This is a genomic window from Bradyrhizobium sp. Kon58 (assembly GCF_055807455.1).
Map to the genome: position 1 here is coordinate 67,058 of NZ_JBVVOT010000024.1, position 21,605 is coordinate 88,662.

General features: G+C 65.2%; 13 protein-coding genes. 11 read left to right on the forward strand and 2 right to left on the reverse strand.

Annotated features, from left to right (window positions below; all coding sequences use genetic code 11):
- Nucleotides 1–38: 38 nt before the first annotated feature.
- From AC0L20_RS29745 to AC0L20_RS29770, 6 genes are all read left to right on the forward strand, one after another.
- Entirely contained in the window at nucleotides 39–5,243 is a 5,205-nt protein-coding gene (locus tag AC0L20_RS29745; RefSeq protein ID WP_473294166.1) for an alpha-2-macroglobulin family protein, read from the forward strand.
- Nucleotides 5,244–5,329: 86 nt separating this feature from the next.
- The gene (gene pbpC / locus AC0L20_RS29750) at nucleotides 5,330–7,438 is read left to right on the forward strand and encodes a penicillin-binding protein 1C (protein ID WP_473294167.1); all 2,109 of its coding nucleotides are present in this window, start codon (nucleotides 5,330–5,332) and stop codon (nucleotides 7,436–7,438) included.
- 50 nt (nucleotides 7,439–7,488) lie between these two features.
- Nucleotides 7,489–9,231 carry an ArnT family glycosyltransferase gene (locus AC0L20_RS29755; protein WP_473294168.1) on the forward strand — a complete coding sequence of 581 codons (1,743 nt, stop codon included), beginning with the start codon at nucleotides 7,489–7,491 and terminating at the stop codon, nucleotides 9,229–9,231.
- A gap of 1 nt (nucleotide 9,232) precedes the next feature.
- Nucleotides 9,233–10,078: a phosphatase PAP2 family protein gene (locus AC0L20_RS29760; protein ID WP_473294169.1), complete on the forward strand. Its 846-nt coding sequence runs from the start codon at nucleotides 9,233–9,235 to the stop codon at nucleotides 10,076–10,078.
- A 63-nt stretch (nucleotides 10,079–10,141) separates the two neighbouring features.
- A complete protein-coding gene (locus AC0L20_RS29765) occupies nucleotides 10,142–10,888 on the forward strand; it encodes a glycosyltransferase family 2 protein (protein WP_473294170.1) in 747 nt (248 codons plus the stop codon).
- On the forward strand, nucleotides 10,885–11,223 hold the full coding sequence (locus AC0L20_RS29770; protein WP_027517911.1) for a lipid-A-disaccharide synthase N-terminal domain-containing protein: 339 nt from the start codon (nucleotides 10,885–10,887) through the stop codon (nucleotides 11,221–11,223). Before AC0L20_RS29765 ends, AC0L20_RS29770 begins: the two co-directional genes overlap by 4 nt.
- Before the next feature lie 6 nt (nucleotides 11,224–11,229).
- Here the strand turns inward: AC0L20_RS29770 and AC0L20_RS29775 are convergent, their stop codons facing one another.
- Together AC0L20_RS29775 and metC are read right to left on the reverse strand one after the other, a co-directional pair.
- The gene (locus AC0L20_RS29775; RefSeq protein ID WP_473294171.1) at nucleotides 11,230–12,921 is read right to left on the reverse strand and encodes a Na/Pi cotransporter family protein; all 1,692 of its coding nucleotides are present in this window, start codon (nucleotides 12,919–12,921) and stop codon (nucleotides 11,230–11,232) included.
- 155 nt (nucleotides 12,922–13,076) lie between these two features.
- The gene (gene metC / locus AC0L20_RS29780; RefSeq protein WP_473294172.1) at nucleotides 13,077–14,261 is read right to left on the reverse strand and encodes a cystathionine beta-lyase; all 1,185 of its coding nucleotides are present in this window, start codon (nucleotides 14,259–14,261) and stop codon (nucleotides 13,077–13,079) included.
- A 394-nt stretch (nucleotides 14,262–14,655) separates the two neighbouring features.
- On the opposite strand from metC, the gene AC0L20_RS29785 reads away from it, so the two are divergent.
- The 5 genes from AC0L20_RS29785 to AC0L20_RS29805 all read left to right on the forward strand — a co-directional run bounded on the left by AC0L20_RS29785 (nucleotide 14,656) and on the right by AC0L20_RS29805 (nucleotide 21,510).
- Nucleotides 14,656–15,672 (forward strand): amino acid ABC transporter substrate-binding protein, encoded by a 1,017-nt coding sequence (locus AC0L20_RS29785; protein WP_473294173.1) that lies wholly within the window; start codon nucleotides 14,656–14,658, stop codon nucleotides 15,670–15,672.
- Nucleotides 15,673–15,697: 25 nt separating this feature from the next.
- Nucleotides 15,698–16,903, forward strand: a complete 1,206-nt coding sequence (locus tag AC0L20_RS29790; RefSeq protein WP_473294174.1) for an amino acid ABC transporter permease — start codon at nucleotides 15,698–15,700, stop codon at nucleotides 16,901–16,903.
- Nucleotides 16,900–18,420: an amino acid ABC transporter permease gene (locus AC0L20_RS29795; RefSeq protein ID WP_473294175.1), complete on the forward strand. Its 1,521-nt coding sequence runs from the start codon at nucleotides 16,900–16,902 to the stop codon at nucleotides 18,418–18,420. Before AC0L20_RS29790 ends, AC0L20_RS29795 begins: the two co-directional genes overlap by 4 nt.
- A gap of 11 nt (nucleotides 18,421–18,431) precedes the next feature.
- Nucleotides 18,432–19,169: an amino acid ABC transporter ATP-binding protein gene (locus AC0L20_RS29800; protein ID WP_247286117.1), complete on the forward strand. Its 738-nt coding sequence runs from the start codon at nucleotides 18,432–18,434 to the stop codon at nucleotides 19,167–19,169.
- A 100-nt stretch (nucleotides 19,170–19,269) separates the two neighbouring features.
- Nucleotides 19,270–21,510: an O-linked N-acetylglucosamine transferase, SPINDLY family protein gene (locus AC0L20_RS29805; protein WP_473294176.1), complete on the forward strand. Its 2,241-nt coding sequence runs from the start codon at nucleotides 19,270–19,272 to the stop codon at nucleotides 21,508–21,510.
- Nucleotides 21,511–21,605 lie beyond the last annotated feature (95 nt).

Genomic DNA, 21,605 nt, shown 5'->3' on the forward strand with positions numbered 1-21,605 from the left:
ACAAGCGGCGTTCGTCCGCGATTTCCGGGAGTCCATCCATGATCGGTCTTGTTCGCGCCGTCACACTCTGCGCCACGCTGGCGTTCGGCCTTAGCGTAGCGCAGGCCGCCGACAAAGCCTTCAAGCGGGACGACCTCGCCGATTCCGCGATCAAGCTGGAGGCGCAGATCAAGGGCGAGGCGGGGCCGGTCGCCAAGACCGGCGCGAGCTTGCGCACCGATGCCGATGCTGCCTTCCGGCGCAACGACTATCGCACCGGCCTGTCGGTGCTCGGCCAGATCGCGGCGACCACGCCGGAGGACGCCGGCAACTGGCTGCGGCTGGCAAAGGTCATCTTCCAGATATCGCCGAAGAGTTCGAGCGAGCAGACGTTCCTGCTGGAGCGCGCCTCGACTGCCGCCTACATCGCCTACCAGCGCGCCGGGAATGCGGGCGAGGAGGCCGACGCGCTCGCGGTGCTCGGCAAGTCGCTGTCCGAACGCAAGCTGTGGCGGCCGGCGCTGGATGCGCTGCGGCTGTCCCTCGACATGCGCGAGGTCGCCGACGTCCGCGGCCAATATGAGAAGATGCGCGACGAGCACGGTTTTCGGCTGCTCGACTACACCGTGGACTCGGACTCCGCCAGTCCGCGCGCCTGCTTCCAGTTCTCGGAGGAGCTGGCAAAACGCACCGATTTCGCGCCGTACCTCGCGCTGGCGGGCCAGGACAAGCCGGCTTTGTCGGCCGAGGGCAAGCAGCTCTGCGTCGACGGGCTCAAGCATGGCGAGCGCTACAACATCAATCTGCGCGCCGGCCTGCCGTCCACCGTGAAGGAGGGCCTGCCGAAATCGGCCGAGTTCAACGTCTATGTACGCGACCGCAAGCCCTTCGTGCGCTTCAACAGCCGCGCCTATGTGCTGCCGAGGACCGGCCAGCGCGGCATTCCCGTCGTCAGCGTCAACACGCCAGCCGTCAACATCAACGTTTTCCGGATCGGCGACCGCAATTTGATCAACACGGTGGTCGACAGCGATTTCCAGAAGACGCTGTCGAAATACCAGCTCAGTGATCTCGGCGGCGAGCGCGGCGTGAAAGTCTGGACCGGCGAGCTCGCGACCGCGATGACGCTGAACCAGGACGTCACCACCGCATTCCCGGTCGATCAGGCGCTGGGTGAACTCCAGCCCGGCGTTTATGTGATGACGGCCGCGGCCAAGGGGCCGGGTTCGGACGACGACTACCAGCTCGCCACCCAATGGTTCATCGTCTCCGATCTCGGGGTCACGGCCTATTCCGGCAATGACGGCATCCATGTCTTCGTGAATTCGCTGGCGTCGACCGATCCGGTCGGCAAGGCCGAGGTGAGGCTGGTCGCGCGCAACAACGAGATCCTGGCCACCCGCAAGACCGATGAGAGCGGCCATTTGCTGTTCGAGGCAGGGCTTGCGCGCGGCGAGGGCGGCCTGTCGCCGGCGATGCTCACAGTGACCGGCGAGAAGGCCGACTATGCCTTCCTCAGCCTCAAGTCCTCCGCCTTCGACCTGTCGGACCGTGGCGTTTCGGGCAGGGCCGTGCCTGCGGGCGCCGACGCCTTCGTCTATGCCGAGCGCGGCGTCTACCGCTCCAGCGAGACCGTCTATGTGACCGCGCTGCTGCGCGACGGGCACGGCAATGCCGTCACCGGCGGGCCGATGACGCTGGTGATCGAGCGCCCCGACGGCGTCGAATACCGCCGCGCCGTGCTGGCCGATCAGGGCGCCGGCGGGCGCACCTTGTCCGTGCCGCTCAACTCGGCCGTCCCGACCGGGACCTGGCGGGTGCGCGCCTTCACGGATCCCAAGGGGGCTTCGGTCGGCGAGACCACCTTCATGGTCGAGGACTACGTCCCTGATCGGATCGAATTCGACTTGTCCGCCAAGGACAAGCTGATCAAAGCTAACGCTCCAGTGGAGCTTAAGGCAGATGGTCATTTCCTCTATGGCGCACCGGCCTCGGGGCTGGCGCTCGAAGGCGACATGCTGGTCGCGCCCGCGTCCGAGCGGCCGGGCTTCGCCGGCTACCAGTTCGGCGTGGCCGACGAGGAGACCACCTCGAACGAGCGCACGCCGCTGGAGAACCTGCCGGAAGCTGACGCCAACGGCGTTGCGACCTTCCCGGTCACGCTCGACAAGCAGCCGGCCTCGACGCGGCCGCAGGAGGCGCAGATCTTCGTCCGCATGGTCGAGACCGGCGGCCGCGCCGTCGAACGCAAGATCGTGCTGCCGGTCGCGCCTGCTGCTGCCATGATCGGCATCAAGCCGCTATTCGGCGACAAGAACGTCGCCGAGGGCGACAAGGCCGAGTTCGATGTCGTGTTCGTCTCGCCCGAGGGTGAGAGGCTTCGCCGCGACGGCCTGCGCTACGAGCTCCTGAAGATGGAGTCGCGCTACCAATGGTATCGCCAGAGCAATTACTGGGAGTACGAGCCGGTCAAATCGACCTCGCGCGTCTCCGACGGCGACGTGACCGTTGCCGCGGATAAGCCGTCGCGGATTTCGCTGACCCCAAAGCCCGGCCGCTACCGGTTGGACGTGAAGTCGAACGACGCCGACGGGCCCGTGACCTCGGTGCAGTTCGACGTCGGCTGGTATTCCGACGGCAGCGCCGACACGCCGGACCTCCTGGAGACCTCGATCGACAAGCCGCAATACGCCTCGGGCGACACGATGACCGTGTCGGTGAACGTCCGCAGCGCCGGCAAGCTGACGGTCAACGTGCTCGGCGATCGCCTGCTGACGACGCAGACCATCGACGTCAAGGACGGCACCGCGCAGGTGAAGCTCCCGGTCGGCAAGGACTGGGGCACCGGCGCCTATGTGGTGGCGACGCTGCGCCGGCCGCTCGATGCGGCCGCGCAACGCATGCCGGGCCGTGCCATCGGCCTCAAATGGTTCGGCATCGACAAGCAGACCCGCACGTTGCAAGTGAAGCTGACCCCGCCGGCGCTGATCCGGCCGAATGCGACGTTGAAGATCCCCGTCAAGCTCGACGGGCTCAATCCGGGCGAGGACGCCAAGATCGTCATCGCCGCGGTCGATGTCGGTATCCTCAACCTCACCAATTACAAGCCGCCGGCTCCGGACGACTATTATCTCGGCCAGCGCCGCCTCAGCGCGGAGATCCGCGATCTCTATGGGCAACTCATCGACGGCATGTCGGGCACGCGCGGGCAGATCAAGTCTGGCGGCGACGCCGGTGCCGCCGAGCTCCAGGGCTCGCCGCCCGCGCAAAAGCCGCTCGCGCTCTATTCGGGCATCGTCACCGTTGCCGCCGACGGCACGGCCGAAGTGAGCTTCGACATTCCCGAGTTCGCCGGCACCGCGCGCGTGATGGCGGTGGCGTGGACCGCGACCAAGCTCGGTCGCGCCAACACCGATATCGTGATCCGCGATCCCGTCGTGCTGACCACGACCCTGCCGCGCTTCCTGCTCAACGGCGACCACGGCACGGTCAATCTCGAGATCGACAATGTCGAAGGGCAGGCCGGCGACTACGTCATCAACGTGAAGACGGGCGGGCCAGTGAAGATGACCGGCAATCCCGCGACCACGGTCAAGCTCGCCGCCAAGCAGCGCAACTCCTTCTCGCTCGCTATCGACGCGACGGCGGCGGGGCAGGCGACGCTCGACGTCGACATCAAGGGGCCGAATGGCCTGGCGCTGGCGCGCCATTATGCGCTCGACGTCAAGGCGGCGACGCAAGTCCTGGCGCGGCGCTCGATCCGGACGCTTGCGAAGGGTGAGAGCCTGACGTTGACCTCGGATATGTTCGCCGATCTCGTACCGGGCACCGGCAGCGTCTCGGTCTCGGCCAGCCTGTCGACTGCGCTCGATGCGGCGACGATCCTCAAAGCGCTCGATCGCTATCCCTATGGCTGCTCGGAGCAGATCACCAGCCGGGCGATGCCGTTGCTCTATGTCAACGATCTCGCGGCCGGCGCGCATCTGGCCATGGACACCGAAGTCGACCAGCGGATCCGCGACGCGATTGAGCGGCTTTTGGCCCGTCAGGGCTCCAATGGCTCGTTCGGACTGTGGTCGGCGGGCGGCGACGATGCGTGGCTCGACGCGTACGTGACCGATTTCCTGACCCGCGCCCGCGAAAAGGGCTTTGTGGTCCCGGACGTGCTGTTCAAGACCGCGCTGGATCGTATCCGCAACTCCGTCGTCAACGGCAACGAGCCGGAGAAGGACGGCGGCCGCGATCTCGCTTACGGCCTCTACGTGCTGGCGCGCAACGGTGCAGCGCCGATCGGCGACCTCCGCTATCTCGCCGACACCAAGCTCTCCAACCTCGCAACTCCCATCGCGAAGTCGCAGCTCGCCGCGGCGCTCGCGTTGGTCGGCGACCGCAACCGTGCGGAGCGGGTCTATGGCGCAGCGCTCGACAGTCTCGCGCCAAAACCGGTGCTGGAGTTCGGCCGCACCGACTACGGCTCGCAGCTCCGCGATGCCGCAGCGCTGGTGTCGCTTGCCAGCGAAGGCAACGCGCCGAAGGCGACGCTGACGCAGGCGGTGTCGCGGGTCGAGACCGCGCGCGGGCTAACGCCCTACACCTCCACGCAGGAGAATGCGTGGCTGGTGCTGGCGGCGCGCGCGCTCGCCAAGGAGAACCTGTCGATGGAAGTCGACGGCCAGCCGATCAAGACCGCGCTGTACCGCAGCTACAAGGCTGTGACGCTGGAGGGCAAGCCGCTGAAGATCACCAACACCGGCGATGCACCAGTGCAGGCGGTGATCTCGGTGTCGGGCTCGCCGGTGACGCCGAAGCCCGCGGCGTCGAACGGCTTCAAGATCGAGCGCAGCTTCTTCACGCTCGACGGCAAGCCTGCCGATATCAGCAAGGTCAAGCAGAACGACCGCTTCGCTGTGGTGTTGAAGATCACCGAGGCCAAGCCCGAGTACGGCCACATCATGGTGTCCGACTATCTGCCGGCGGGCCTCGAGATCGACAATCCAAAACTGGTCTCGTCGGGTGACAGCGGCACGCTGGGCTGGATCGAGGATGGCGAAGAGCCTGAGGATACCGAGTTCCGCGACGACCGCTTCACGGCGGCCGTCGACCGCGCCTCGGATTCCAAGGCGGTGTTCACGGTGGCCTATGTCGTGCGTGTGGTCTCGCCCGGCAAATACGTGCTGCCGCAAGCCTATGTCGAGGACATGTACAATCCCTCGCGCTACGGTCGCACCGGGACCGGCACGGTCGAGGTGCGGGCGGCGAAGTGAGTGAAATGAAAGCCGAGCCACATACTCAGTCGTCATGCCCGGGCTTGTCCCGGGCATCCACGGACTTAGGTGCTATTGGCAAGAACGTGGATGGCCGGGACGAGCCCGGCCATGACGGAGCGCGGGGCTGGGGCCGTCGCGTTTTGTCGATAGCCGCCTTCGCGTTTATCCTCGCCATCGTCGGCTTTGTCGCCTGGGTTTACTCCCTCGGTCCGCTGCCTTTCGACGAAGCCCGCCAGGTTTCCACCACCATCGTCGATCGCAACGGCAAGCTGCTGCGCGCCTATGCGATGGCGGACGGGCGCTGGCGACTGCCGGTTGAGACAAAGGCGAATGTCGATCCGACCTATCTGAAACTGCTGCTCGCCTATGAGGACCAGCGCTTTTACGCACATGACGGTATCGACCCGCTGGCACTGGGGCGCGCTGCGTTTCAGCTTGCGACGCGCGGCCACATCGTCTCGGGCGGCTCGACCATCTCGATGCAGCTCGCACGGCTGATGGAGCCGCGGCGGCAGCGCTCGCTTTATGCAAAGCTGCGGCAGATGGTGCGTGCGATCGAGATCGAGCGCAGCTTGAGCAAGGAGCAGATTCTCGACCTCTATCTCGCGCTCGCGCCGTACGGCGGCAATCTCGAGGGCATTCGCGCCGCCTCGATCGCCTATCTCGGCAAGGAGCCGAAGCGGTTGTCGCTGGCTGAAGCCGCGTTGCTGGTCGCGCTGCCGCAATCGCCGGAGACCCGCAGGCTCGATCGCTATCCCGATGCGGCGCGCAAAGCGCGTGACCGCGTGCTCGACCGCATGGTCGAGGAACAACAAATTAGCCTCGACGACGCCAAGCAGGCCAAGGCCGTTCCCGTGCCAAAGCTGCGCAAGCCGATGCCGATCCTGGCGCCGCATGCCTCCGATGCGGCGCTTGTGACGGTCAAGGACACGCCCGTCATCAAGCTGACGCTCGATGCCAACCTGCAGAAGGTGCTGGAGCCGCTGGCGCGCGATCGTGCCATTGCGTTGGGGCCGAACATCTCGGTCGGCATCATCGCCGTCGACAATGAGAGCGGCGACGTGCTCGCGCGCGTCGGCTCGGCGGATTATTTCGACGATCGCCGGGCGGGACAGGTCGACATGACCCGCGCGGTCCGCTCGCCGGGCTCGACGCTGAAGCCTTTCATCTACGGGCTCGCTTTCGAGGACGGCTTCGTTCATCCCGACAGTCTGATCGATGATCGGCCCGTGCGCTTCGGCTCCTACGCGCCGGAAAATTTCGACATGACGTTCCAGGGCACCGTGCCGGTGAAGAAGGCGCTGCAGCTGTCGCTGAACGTGCCTGCGATCGTCCTGCTCGACCGCGTCGGCGCGAGCCGGCTCGCCTCGCGGCTGCGTCAGGCCGGCGGCAATCTGGTGCTGCCCAAGGACGAGGCGCCGGGACTTGCCATGGGCCTTGGCGGCGTCGGCGTGACGCTACAGGATCTCGCCCAGCTCTATGCGGGCTTCGCCCGGCTCGGCACCACCAGGCCACTGCGCGAGATCATGAGCGAAAGGGACGACCGCGAGCCGCTGCGGCTGCTCGATCAGGTCGCGGCCTGGCAAGTGGGCAATGTGCTGCTCGGCACCCCGCCGCCGGAGAACGCGGCTCACAACCGGATCGCCTTCAAGACCGGCACCTCTTACGGCTACCGCGACGCCTGGTCGATGGGCTTCGACGGGCGCATGACCATCGGCGTCTGGGTCGGCCGGCCCGATGGTGCGCCGGTTCCAGGCCTGATCGGTCGGGTTGCCGCCGCGCCGATCCTGTTCGACGCCTTCGCCCGCACCGGCAAGACGCTCCTGCCGTTGCCGAAGCCACCGAAGGGGACCCTGGTCGCCAGCAACGCCAAGCTGCCGTTTCCCTTGAGGCGGTTCCGCCCGGTCGGGGATCTGGTGCGGACGGGGGGCGAGCAGGCCCTGCACATCCAGTTTCCGTTGAACGGCTCGCGGATCGACGTCGATCGCTCAGGTGGCGAGGCGGGCGCAGCCATGCCGGTCAAGGTCGCCGGCGGTGTCCTGCCCATGACTGTCATGGTTAACGGAACGGCACTGGGCGAGATCGACGGACGGCGCCAGCGGCTGATCGATCCGCCCGGTCCCGGCTTTGCGCGGCTGACCGTCATCGACGCCACGGGCGCCGCGGACACAGTTGTCATTCGAATTCAATGACCCTGCCTCAAGCGGTTGTGGCGATGGCGGTTTCAGCGTAAGCGGAACCGATGGCCGAGACCTACCCAACACCCCGTTTTGGAGCTCCGCGCGAGCCGAAATCCCCGGTGAATCCGGGCAGCCGGCTCGTGTCCATGTTCGATATCGCCACGGCCAGCCACGTCCGCGCGGTGAGCTTTCTGCTGCTGTGCGCGCTGCTGCTATTCCTGCCGGGCTTCTTCACGATTCCGCCGGTTGACCGCGACGAGGCGCGCTTTGCGCAGGCCACCAAGCAGATGGTCGAGAGCGGCGATTATGTCGACATCCGCTTCCAGGAGGACGTCCGCTACAAGAAGCCGGTCGGGATCTACTGGCTGCAAGCGGCCGCGGTCGAGACCGCATCGGCGCTCGGTCTGCCGCGGGCCGAACTGCGCATCTGGGTCTACCGGCTGCCGTCACTGATCGGCGCGATCGGTGCCGTGCTCATGACCTATTGGGCGGCGCTCGGCTTCGTCACGCGGCGCGCCGCGGTGCTTGCGGCACTTCTGATGTGTGCTTCCGTGCTGCTCGGGGTCGAGGCGCGGCTTGCGAAGACCGACGCGATGCTGCTGTTCTGCGTGGTCGCCGCGATGGGCGCGATGGGGCGGGCCTATCTGTCCTGGCAGCGCGCCGAGGACGAGACGCATCCGCCCTGGAGTTGGCCCGCGATCTTCTGGACGGCGCTCGCTGTCGGCATCCTGATCAAGGGCCCGCTGATCCTGATGTTCGCAGGCCTGACCATCGTTGCGCTCGCGATCCAGGACCGCGATGCCTCCTGGCTGTGGAAGCTGCGCCCGCTCTGGGGCCTGATGTGGATGCTGGTGCTGGTGCTGCCCTGGTTCGTCGCGATCTTCTGGCGCGCGGGCGATGCCTTCTTCGCCGATTCCGTCGGCGGCGACATGTTGAGCAAGTTGGGCGCGCAGGAATCCCACGGCGCGCCGCCCGGACTGTATCTGGTGCTGTTCTGGATCACGTTCTGGCCCGGCGCGCCGCTCGCGGCGATGGCCGCGCCCGCGGTCTGGCGCGCGCGGCGCGAGCCCGGCGCGCAGTTTCTGCTGGCCTGGCTGGTCCCGTCCTGGATCGTGTTCGAGGTGGTGCTGACCAAGCTGCCGCATTACGTGCTGCCGCTGTATCCCGCGATCGCGATCCTCACCGCGGGCGCGCTGGAGCGGCGCGTGCTGTCCTGGTCCTGGCTGATGCGCGGCTCCGCCTGGTGGTTCGCGATCCCCGTGGGCGGCTCGATCATCGCCGTCGTCGGCGCGGTGATGCTGACGCGGCAACCGGCCTTCGTGGCCTGGCCGTTCATCGCGGCCTCGCTGATCTTCGGCCTGTTCGCCTGGTGGCTTCACGACAACAACCACGCCGAGCGCTCGCTGCTCAACGCGCTGGTCGCAGCCCTGATGCTGGCGGTTGTGGTCTACGGCATCGTGCTGCCGTCGCTGACGCCGGTGTTTCCCAGCATCGAGATCGCACGCGCGCTGCGCAACGTCACCTGCGTCGGCCCGAAGGCGGCCGCGGCCGGCTATCACGAGCCGAGCCTCGTCTTCCTGACCGGTACGCAAACGGTGCTCACCGACGGTTCGGGCGCGGCGGATTTCCTGCGGCAGGGGAGCTGTCGGTTCGCGCTGATCGAGCAGCGTTCGGAGCGCGGCTTCGTGCAGCGCGCCGAGGCGATCGGGCTGCGCTACAAGGTTGGCACACGCATCGACGGCTATAATTTCTCCCAAGGGCGTGCGATCTCGATCTCGATCTTCCGCTCGGAAGGCACCGAGTAGGATGTCGGCGCCAACCGACATCGCGCCGCGCGCGAGCTATCCCACGCAATTGCTCACCCTGTCGGGGCGCGCTTTGGCGCAGCTCGTGCGTACGCCCTCGCATTCGCGCCGCGCCGAGGCCGCGCGAAAGCTGGCGCGGCATTCGCTGTGGCTTAGTGCGGCGGGCGCAGCCCTGGTCATCGCGCTGATGGTCGTGTTCGACCTGACCGAGATCCAGCTGATGCCGGCGCGTGGCACGCCCGGTCTGTGGCCGATCCGCATCCTCACCGATTTCGGCAAGGATGAGTATGTGCTCTCGGTGCTCGGGGGCGGGCTGGTGGTGCTAGCGCTGGTTGCGGCGCGATTGCGCGGCACGAGCCGCGCGTTGCTGCTCGGCCTCGGCACGCGGTTGCAGTTCGTGTTTCTGTCTGTTGCCGTGCCGATATTCGTCGCCGAGATCCTGAAATATCTCATCGGTCGAGGACGTCCGTTCGTCGGCGGCAAGGCCAATCCCTTCAACTTCATCCCGTTCGAGGGAACGGGGGCCTATGCGAGCCTGCCGTCGGGGCATGCGGTGACGGCGTTCGCGCTGGCGTTCGCTGTCTCGGCGCTATGGCCGCGCCTGCGCGTATTCATGTTCACTTACGCGATCGTGATCCTGCTGACGCGACTGGTGCTGCTCGCGCACCATCCGAGCGACGTGGTGGCCGGCGCCCTGGTCGGCATGGTCGGCGCCATGGCGGTGCGCTACTGGTTCGCGGCCCGCAGGCTCGGCTTTGCCATCCGTGCCGACGGCACCATTGTGCCTCTTGCAGGGGCGGTCTCGGGCCGCCTCAAAAGGGTTGCCCACGGGGCATCCGCCCCATAAAAGCGGCTGCCTGCCGGGCCCGCCGGTTCCCGAGCCAAGCCAATTCCAACCACGAGCTTCGATTTGTCGTCCCAGCCTTCGGTTTTCCAGCCCTCGGTTTCCATCGTCGTTCCCGTGCGCAACGAAGCCGACAACATTGTGCCGCTGATCGAGGAGATCGGCGCGGCGCTCGACGGCCGCTGGGCCTATGAGATCATCTACGTCAATGACGGTTCGACCGACGCGACCGGCGAACGGCTCGGCGCGGTCATGAAGCAGCGGGACAATCTGCGCCAACTGCGCCATGCCAAATCAGGCGGCCAATCCGCGGCCGTGCGCAGCGGCGTGCGTGCGGCACGCGGCGCGATCGTGGCGACGCTCGACGGCGACGGCCAGAACAATCCGGCCTTCCTGCCGGACCTGATCGCGGCGGTCGAGAACGGAAGCAAGGTCGGACTCGCTGCCGGACAACGCGTCGGCCGCAAGGATACCGGCTTCAAGAAATTCCAGTCGCGCGTCGCCAACGGCGTCCGCAACGCGATCCTGAAGGACGGTACGCGCGACACCGGCTGCGGCCTGAAGGCGTTCCGGCGCGAGGTGTTCCTGATGATGCCCTATTTCGACGGGCTGCATCGCTTTTTGCCGGCGCTGGTGCGCCGCGAGGGCTACGAGATCGCCTATGTCGACGTGATCGACCGCCCGCGACATTCCGGCGTGTCAAACTACGGTTTCTTCGACCGGCTGTGGATCGGCATCATGGATCTCGTGGGCGTGTGGTGGCTGATCCGCCGCAAGAAGCCGACGCCGGATGTGACTGAGGTGAAGGCATGATCATCCAATACGGTCAGGCGCTGAGCAACTATTTCTACGACGTCTTCGTGGCCAAGTTCGACTTCTGGCTCGCGTTCGGCCTCGTCGCGCAGCTGTTCTTTACCGCGCGCTTCCTGGTGCAGTGGATCGCGAGCGAGCGTGCCGGCAACAGCGTGGTGCCGATGGCGTTCTGGTTCTGCTCCATGGGCGGCGGGCTGATGACGCTGGTCTATGGCGTCGTCAAGCGCGAACCCGTGATCATCCTCGGCCAGGCGCTGGCGACCGTCATCTATATTCGCAACATCATGCTGATCGTGAAGAACCGCGGCCGGGCGTCAAAGACGCTGGAGCGCTGATCCACGCTAGCGCGGCAACGCTGACGCCGCGCCTGTTACGGGCAGGGCGGCGGTCTCCGCCCCGTGCCTGCGATGGGGCTCGCCGGCCGCGTCGAGCACGGGATAGGCGACCGAGCAGATATGCGAGTGGATGCGGCGCAGGTCCCGCAGCACGTCGAGATGCAGCGACGTGGTTTCGATGGTCTCGGGGCGGCCCTCGCGCAGGCGGTCCAGGTGGCGCTCGACGGCGGCAAGCTCGGTGTTGCGCAGCGCCGTCTTCTCCACCAGCAGCTTGCGTGCCTCGTTGGCGTCGCCCGACATGAAGACGCCGAAGGCGATGCGCAGCGAATCCATCGTGCGCTTGTGGAAGGCGGCGAGCTCCTCGGCGCCCTCGGGCGAGAACTGGAAGCGGCGCTTGATCTTCTTGGTCGCGAGCTCGCTCAGGCTCTTGTCGATGATGTCGCCGATATGTTCCAGATTGATGGCGAAGGAGATGATCTCCATGGCGCGCCGGCCCTCGCTCTCGTCGAGGCTGCCCCGCATGAGTTTCGTCACGTAGAGCTTTATGGCTTCGTCGAGGCCGTCGACGATGTTGTCCATCTTCGAGACCTGATCGACCAACGCGCGGTCGCCGCTCATCATCGCGGCCATCACCTTGCGCAGCATGACTTCCACGAGATCGCCCATGCGCAGGGTTTCGCGGCCGGCATCGGCCAGCGCCAGCGATGGCGATTCCAGCGCGGTCTCGTCGAGATAGCGCGGCCGGGCCGGATCGGCGTCCTGAACACGATCGGGCAGGAGCCGGGTCAACAGGCGCGACATGGTATCGAGCAGGCCGATGAAGATGAGGGCCGTGCCGACGTTGAAGGCGATATGAAACGCCGCCGTCATCCTGGCAAGATCGGGCTGCCAGGCGTGCATGTGCTCGGCGATCGGGCCCAGAAAGGGTAGGACCAGGGCGATCCCGATCACGCGGTTGACGAGATTGCCCACCGGCAGGCGATAGCTGGCGGGATCGTCACGCTTGGCGCCTTCGAATACGGGATTGATGGCGCTCCCGAGATTGGCGCCAAGCACCAGTGCGAGCGCCGCGTAAGGCGAGATGAACTGCGAATAGGCGAGTGACATGATCAGCAGCACGCTGGCGACGCTCGAATGCACCGCCCAGGTGACGAGCGCTGCGATCACGATGCACAGAACGGGATCCCCCGTGATGGAGGACATCACGACGCGGACGCCCGGCGCGTTCTCGGCCGGCGCCAGCGTGTCCAGCAGGATGTGCAGCGACAGCAGCATCAGTCCGAGACCGATCAAGACACGGCCGACATCCTTGATCCGTGAGCGTGGACCCACGCGGAAGGCGACCAGTCCGAGCACGAACAGGACCGGCGCGACGGCGGCGATGTTGAACGACAGCACCTGCACGATCAACGTCGTGCCGACATTGGCGCCGAGCATGATGGCGAGCGCGGTGACCAGGCTGAGCAGGCCCTCGGCTGCGAACGAGCTCGTGAGCAGCGCGGTCGCGGTGCTGCTCTGGAGCAGCGCCGTCAGCCCGAGACCGGCGGCAAACGCGTTGAAGCGATTGCCAAGCGCCTTGCCGAGCAGCCGTCGCAGGTCCGGGCCAAAGGCGCGCAGAATCCCGCTGTGGACCATGTGCAGGCCCCACAGCAACAGCGCCACGCCGCCCATCAGATCGAGCAGTACCAACGTTCCCATGCTCCGAGTCCGGATTGGAGTCGATTGGTGAGGCTAGCGCCAAATGCTTGAGGTTCAAACCATTTGTTGGCGCGTCGGCGTTAACGTTTGCAGCGGCCACGCGTTCCTGCGGCGCGCGTTGGCGCGTCCGCAGGCGCGATGCCTTGTGAGCAGGCTCACATTGCTGCCTTGAGGGCAGCGAAGCCGCGATCGAGGTCGGCCTTGAGGTCGTCGACGCTTTCGAGGCCGATATGCAGACGCAGCGTCGGGCCGCCCGGCGACCACTTGGTCGCGGTGCGATAGGCGTCGCAATCGAAGGGAATCACCAGGCTCTCGAAGCCGCCCCAGGAAAAGCCCATGCCGAACAGTTTGAGCGTATCGAGCATGGTGTCGACCGCTTTCTGCGGCGCCGGCTTCAGGACGATGCTGAACAGGCCCGACGCGCCCGTGAAGTCGCGCTTCCAGATCGCATGGCCGGGATCAGTCTCGAGCGCCGGATGCAGCACGCGCGCGACCTCGGGACGGCTCGCAAGCCAGCGCGCCATGTCGAGCCCGGAGCGATGATGCTGCGCCAGCCGTACCGACAGCGTACGCAGGCCGCGCAGTGCCAGGAAGACGTCATCGGGACCGGCGCAAACGCCGAGCAGGCGGATGCCTTCGGCGATCTGCGGCCAGGCCTTGGCATTGGCCGAGATGGTGCCGAACATGATGTCGGAATGGCCGCCGATATATTTGGTGGCGGCCTGCATGCTGATGTCGACGCCCTGTTCGAGCGAGCGGTGATAGAGCGGCGTCGCCCAGGTGTTGTCGTCGATGACGAGCGCGCCGCGCGCATGCGCGACCTCGGCGATGGCGCGGATGTCCGGCATCTCGAACGACTGCGAGCCGGGCGCCTCGACCAGAACGGCGCTTGTGTTGGGCCTGAACAGCTTGTCGATGCCGGCGCCGATCATCGGATCGAAGTAGGTGGTCTCGACGCCGTAGCGGGTGAGCATGCCGTTGCAGAAATTGCGTGAGGGGCGATAGACGTTGTCGCAGACCAGGATGTGGTCGCCGGCCTTCAGCACCGAGAGCAGGGTGGTCGAGATCGCCGACAGCCCCGACGGCACGATGCCGACGCCGGCGCATTGCGGCCCCTCCAGCGCCATCAGGGTCTCCTGGAACGCACGGGTCGTCGGCGTGCCGTGCCGGCCGTACTGGAACTCGCCGCGATGGGCGTGCAGGTCCTCGGCGGTCGGATAGAGCACGGTCGAGCCGTGGAAGACGGGCGGGTTGACGAACCCCTTCTGCGCCTTGGTGTCGCGGCCGGAGGTGACCAGTCGGGTCTCGGCGTGCTGTTCGGAGGGGTGTGAGGAATCCATGCGTCTGCTTTCAAAAAGCGCGTTTCCACCAGGCGCGCTACGCCCGCGGGCAGGCCGAAAGGCCGCTGTTGTTAATAACAGAACACAGAAGAGTCCCGTCAACCCCTTGACCCGGCACGCCAGTCGTTCTGTTATCGCAGGTGCTATTCAGTCGCCGCATGTTGAGGGGCTGCCGCGACCTTCGATCCATCGCCTGACCGGACCAAGCGCCACAGCCGTAACGGCGGGCGCCATCGGCGGGGATTAAGGTAGGGCCTCCCGGGATCGGCGGGTGATCGGCAAGGTTTTCCAGCATGACTCTTGCAGGGCTGCTCTTGATACGGCTAGCCCTGGCAGAGACGATCGCAAAGACAACGTTCCTGACCTTGAGACGACTTTGAAAGGCCCAAAGCCCATGAAACGCGTAACCCTGGCTCTCACTCTCGCTCTCGCCGCCGGCCTGACTGCCCAAGCCGCCGATGCGCAAACGCTCAAGACCGTCAAGGACCGGGGCATGCTGTCCTGCGGCGTCAGTCAGGGCCTGCCCGGCTTCTCCTCGCCGGACGACAAGGGCAACTGGACCGGGCTTGACGTCGACGTCTGCCGCGCGATCGCCGGGGCGATCTTCAACGATCCGACCAAGGTCAAGTACGTGCCGCTCTCCGCCAAGGACCGCTTCACGGCGCTGCAATCCGGCGAAGTCGACGTGCTGTCGCGCAACACCACCTGGACCATCTCGCGCGACACCTCGCTCGGCGCCAACTTCACCGGCGTGACCTATTATGACGGGCAGGGCTTCATGGTGAAGAAGTCGCTCAAGGTGAACTCGGCGCTCGAGCTCAACAGCGCCTCGGTCTGCGTCCAGACCGGCACCACCACCGAGCAGAATCTCGCCGACTACTTCAAGGCCAACAACATGAAGTACGAGGTGATAGCGTTCGGCACCAACGACGAAACGGTCAAGGCCTACGAGGCCGGGCGCTGCGACGTCTTCACCACCGACCAGTCGGGGCTGTACGCCAACCGCCTGAAGCTTGCCAATCCCGGCGATCACATGGTGCTGCCGGAAATCATCTCGAAGGAGCCGCTCGGACCAATGGTGCGCCACGGCGACGACCAATGGTTCGACATCGTGAAATGGACGCTGTTTGCCATGATCACCACTGAGGAGCTCGGCGTGACCGCGAAGAACGTCGACGAGAAGACGAAACAGGAAAATCCGGAGTTGAAGCGCGTCCTCGGTACCGACGGCAATTTCGGTGAACAGCTCGGCCTGAGCAAGGACTGGGTAGTGCGCATCGTGAAGGCCGTCGGCAATTACGGCGAGGTGTTCGACCGCAACGTCGGCGCAGGCTCGCCGCTCGGTATCAATCGGGGTCTCAACAATCTCTGGAACAAGGGCGGTCTCCAGTACGCGCCGCCGATCCGCTGACCCCGCCCGATCCGCGCTCGCGGCGATGAGCATCGAGGCTCGCAAACCCCCGCCCCAGATCGCGCTGAAGATCAGGCGCGTGCTGGGAGGCAAGACAGGCTGGAACGGCATCGCCGTCCAGTTTGCCTTTGCTGCGGTCCTGGGCTGGATTGCCTATGAAATCGTCTCCAACGCCCGCGCGAACCTCGAGAACCAGCACATTGCCGCCGGCTTCGGCTTCCTCGCGAACAACGCCGGTTTCGACGTCAATCAGACGCTGATCTCGTATACCGGCTCGGACACGTTCCTGCGCGTGTTCCTGGTCGGGCTCCTCAACACGCTCGTGGTCTCGGTGGTGGGCATCGTGTTCGCCACCGTGATCGGCTTCATCGTCGCGCTGTGCCGGCTGTCGCCCAACTGGCTGCTCGCGCGCATTGGCGAAATCTATGTCGAGATCATCCGCAACCTGCCGGTGCTGTTTCAGATTCTGTTCTGGTACCTGGCGGTGCTCGCGGCCTTGCCCAATCCACGACAGAGCATTTCGCTGCTCGGCATTGCCTTCGTCAGCAATCGCGGTCTCGTCATTCCCCGCCCGATCGGCGAGAGCGGCTTCGAGGCCTTTCTTGCGGTGCTAACGCTCGGCATCGTGGCTTCGCTGGCGCTGCGCATCCATGCGCGCCGGGCGCTGTTCCAGCGAGGTCAGGTGATCCGGATCTGGCCCTATGTGCTGGGCCTGCTGTTCGGACTGCCGCTTGTCACCATGCTGGTAGCGGGTCTGCCCTTCAGCTTCGAGCTGCCGCAGCTCAAGGGCTTCAATTTCGCAGGCGGCTCGCGGATCATCCCGGAGTTCGTGGCGCTCACGTTGGCCTTGTCGACCTATACGGCTGCCTTCATCGCCGAGATCGTGCGCGCGGGCATCCTCTCCGTCCACAGCGGACAGATGGAGGCGGGATCGTCGCTGGGCCTGAGCCGCGGCACCACGCTCCGCCTGGTCGTCGTGCCGCAGGCAATGCGCGTTATCGTTCCGCCGCTGACCAACCAGTACCTCAATCTCACCAAGAATTCGTCGCTGGCCGTCGCGATCGGTTATCCCGACCTCGTGTCCGTGTTCGCCGGCACGTCGCTGAGCCAGACCGGGCAGGCCATCGAGATCATCGCCATGACGATGGGTGTCTATCTCCTGATCTCGCTGATCACCAGCGCCATCATGAGCGTCTACGGTTGGCGCGTCAGCCGGAGTCTCGGCGCATGAGCGATATCACTTCGTCCAGCTTCGTTCGCCAGGACCTTCTCGACGAGCGTCCCGCGCCGGTGAAGACCACGGGCTTCGTCGGCTTGGTGCGGACGCGCCTGTTCAACTCGCCGACCAACATCCTGCTCACGATCGTCGGCGCCTTGCTGCTCTGGTTCACCGTCATTCCCTCCGTCAAATTCCTGATGGTCGATGCAGTCTGGACCGGCAAGGATCGCACGGCCTGTCTCGCCGAGAACGCCGGATTTGCGGTCGGCGCCTGCTGGCCCTACATCCAGGCCAAGCTGCCGCAGCTGATCTATGGCTTCTACCCCGAGGCCGAACGCTGGCGGGTCAATCTCACGCTCGTCCTGTCAGTCGTTCTGTTGGTGCCGTTGCTCATTCCGCGGCTGCCGTCGAAAGGTTTGAACGCAGGCCTGTTCTTCTTTGCGTTTCCGGTGGTCGCATTCTTTCTGCTGCATGGCGGCGGCATCAAGGGATTTGGCCTGAGCTGGACCGCTGACCTGCTGCAATTGTTCGACGACAGCATTCTCGGCGCCGGGCAGGCTCTGCTCGGTCTCGGCAAGACGTCGTCTGCCGCACCGCTGTTGTGGGTCGTCGGCAATGTCATCGTGCTCGTGGGTAACCTGATCTACTGGCTGACCTTTCCGCTGACCTGGCTGCGAGATCAGCTGCAGGGGACGGGCCAGTCGGTCTGGGCCGATTTCGCCATCACCGCCGCGATCGTCTCCCTGATCGCCTTCGTTCTCGGCGGCGGCGTTCGCACCGGCGGGCGGGCCCTGACATCCAGCATCGTCACCTTCGCCGCCATCGCACTCGTGATCAAGCTGATGGGGCTCGATCACGGCGGATTGCCGATCGTGCAGACGAACCTGTGGGGTGGACTTCTGGTGACGCTGGTGGTCTCCGTCACCGGCATCGTCACCTCGTTGCCGATCGGCATTGCGCTGGCGCTTGGCCGCCGCTCGACCATTCCGCTGATCCGGATCTTCTCGATCGCCTTCATCGAGTTCTGGCGCGGCGTGCCGCTGATCACCGTGCTGTTCTTTGCCACCTACATGCTGCCGCTGTTTCTCCCGGGCAATTTCACGGTCGATGGTCTCGTGCGTGCGCTGATCGGAATCTCTCTGTTCACGGGCGCCTATCAGGCCGAGAACGTCCGCGGCGGGCTGGCCGCGATCCCGCGCGGGCAGGGCGAGGCGGCCGCGGCATTGGGGCTGTCCTGGTGGAAGACGACCTCGCTGATCGTGCTGCCGCAGGCGCTGCGCCACGTCATTCCGAACCTCGTCAACAGCTTCATCTCGCTGTTCAAGGACACGTCGCTGGTCTCGATCGTGGCGCTGTTCGATCTCTTGGGCTCGCTGCGAGCGTCATTCTCGGATCCCAAATGGTCGTCGCCGTCGACCGCGTTCACCGGGTTCGCCTTCGCCGGAATCATCTACTTCATCTTCTGCTTTGGAATGTCGCGCTACTCGCTCTTCGTCGAACACCGCCTCAACGCTCACCGCCGCAACTGATCGAGGTCACCATGTCCGACCCCATCGTCAAGATATCCGGCCTGAACAAATGGTACGGCGAGTTTCACGTGCTGCGCGACATCGACCTTGCGGTCGAAAAGGGCGAGCGCATCGTGATCTGCGGCCCCTCCGGCTCGGGCAAGTCGACGCTGATCCGCTGTATCAACGCGCTCGAGGAGTTTCAGGAAGGTGAGATCGTCGTTGATGGCATCGAGCTCGGGCCGAACTTGAAGCACGTCGACGCGGTGCGGCGCGAAGTCGGCATGGTGTTCCAGAGCTTCAACCTGTTTCCGCACCTCTCCGTGCTGGACAATTGCACGCTGGCGCCGATCTGGGTGCGCAACATTCCCAAGAAGGACGCCGAGGCGGCGGCGATGAAGTTTCTGGAGCGGGTCAAGATCCCGCACCAGGCCAACAAGTTTCCGGGACAGATGTCTGGCGGTCAGCAGCAGCGCGTCGCGATCGCCCGCGCGCTGACGATGAACCCGAAGGTGATGCTGTTCGACGAGCCGACCTCGGCGCTCGACCCCGAAATGGTCAAGGAGGTGCTGGACACCATGGTCGACCTCGCCGAGGAGGGCATGACCATGCTGGTGGTCACCCACGAGATGGGCTTTGCCCGCGAGGTCGCCAACCGCGTGGTATTCATGGACGCGGGCCAGATCATCGAAGCCAACACGCCCAAAGAGTTCTTCGCGGCCCCGCAGCACGCTCGCACCAAACTGTTCCTGAGCCAGATCCTGCGCTGAGCACCAGCAATCCGGTGGCGCCGCGGGTCTAACCGGCCCGCCAGCTTGGCACCATGCGAATCGGCCAGCCTCTTTTCGGGCTATCCTCCGGAGAGAGACTTTGCAGAGCAGCGCCGGCGCGCGCGCATTCCAGAACGCGCGATTGCAAAAGAAATTGAAGAAGCAGGCCGACGCGCTCATGTCCGCCGCGGTTCAGGCGCTCGGGCAGGGCCGATACGCGGAGGTCGAGACACTCTGCCGCCGGATTTTGACGGAGGTTCCGGATCATTTCGACGCCGCGCACCTGCTCGGCCTGCGCGCGTATGATGGCGGGCGACTCGAGGAGGCGCAACAATTGCTCGAGCGCGCGACGGCGCTCGATCCGCGTTCGCCCGATGCCCATGGTAATCTCGGGGCAGTGTATTTCACCCTCCAGAAATTTCAGGACGCTCGCGCATGCCAGGAGAAGGCGATTGCGCTGAAGCCGAATTCTCCGATCGCCTTGACCAATCTCGGCAATACGCTGCTGCACATGGGCCTCGCCGAGCAGGCTATCGAGCTGCACGATCGCGCTATCAGGCTGAAGCCGGACTATGCCGATGCATTTTGCAATCGGGGCATGGCGGAGCTGATCGAAGGCCAGTTCCAGCGCGCCAAGGGCAGTTTCGATCGCGCCCTCGCTTTTCAGCCGCGCCACGCGGAAGCGATCGCGGGCAAAGGCATGGTATGCATCGAGCTCCGGCACTACGAAGAGGCGGCCGCAGCCATCGCGGCAGGGCTCGCGATCAAGCCGGATTCACCGAAGATTCTGGCGCAGCGCGGACGGCTCAATCTCGATCTGTCGCGGCTGGAGCAGGCGCTCGCGGATTTCGATGCGGCACTGGTGCTTTCACCAAGGCTCGAAGTCGCCCTGCAGGGAAAGGCGCAAGTCAACATTCTCAAGGGCAACACGGCCGGGGCGATTGCGGCGGTCAAGACGTTGCTCGAGGGAAATCCGCGGTCGGACATCGGAATTGCGCTTCTGGCTTCCTGCTATGCCAGTCAGGGAGACATTGCGACGGCGCTCGAACATCTCGATGCGGGGCTGGCAATCGCGCCTGATTATGCGGACTTGATCGGGCGCAAGATATTCTTTCTAGACTATCTCCCGGAGGCCGATTTTGCGGTCCAGCAGGCTGCACGAAAGCAGTGGTGGGACGCGATCGGCGCCAAATTGCCGCAAAGGGCGTTGGCGCCCAGCAAGCTTGATCCGGACAGGCGGATCTTGATCGGGTATGTCGCGTCCGAATTCAGGAACCACTCGGCGGCGTTCGCTCTGTTGCCGGTGCTGCGCCATCATGATCACGCCGGGTTTGAGATCGTCTGCTATTCGTGCTCGCCGGTACAGGATGAGATAACGGACGAATTCAAGTCGATGGCGGATGTCTGGGTCGACGCCTGGCAGATGTCGGATGACGAGTTGGCCGATCATATCCAGGCCGACAAGGTCGATATCCTGATTGACGTGTCCGGGCACACAACCGGCAACAGGCTCCATGTCTTCGCTCGCAAGCCGGCCCCGATCCAGGTCTCGGGGTTCGGTCACGCCACGGGCACGGGCCTTCAGACCATGGACTACGTGCTCGCGGATCCCGTCTTCATTCCGCAATCGGCGCGCCATCTGCTGGCTGAAAAGGTCTACGATCTGCCGTGCCTGATCACGATGGATCCCATCCTGGACGTGGCGCCTTCGGAGCCTCCCATGCTTCGCAACGGCTATGTGACCTTCGGCGTATTCAACCGCATCTACAAGATCTCGGACGAAGCCATCCGAGTCTGGTCTAAAGTGATGCGCGAGGTGACGGGTTCGAAGATCATCATCAAGCATACGCTGCTCGACGATCCCATGCTGCGCGACAATTTGGTCGCGCGGTTCGTGGCACAGGGCATTGCCGAGGAGAACGTCACCTGCCTGGGCTCGTCGCCGCGCCACGAGCACCTGCGGGCGTTTGCGAACGTCGACATATCGCTCGACACGTTCCCGCAAAACGGCGGCATCAGCACCTGGGAATCCCTCTATGCGGGCGTTCCCGTCGTGGCCAAGCTCGGCATTGGAGCCTCCTCGCGCGCCGGCGGGTCGATCGTGGCTGCTGTCGGTCTCAACGATTGGGTCGCCGAGGACGACGAGACCTATGCCGCGACCGCCTGCAAATATGCGGCGCAGCCGGCGCATCTGGCGAAGTTGCGCAGCGAGTTGCCAGCTCGGATCGCAGCCTCCCCCGCCGGCAATGTCGAAATCTACACGGCCAATGTCGAAGCGGGCTACCGTCAGTTCTGGCGCGACCATTGTGCCGCGGCTGCCGAAGGCAGCGACGTTGCGTAAGGGGCCAGCAATCCCGGGCCGCTGAGCCCCGGGAAATCCCGGGATACCACGGCACCAGCTGACCAGACGGCCGGGCTCGCGAATCAGTTAGACTC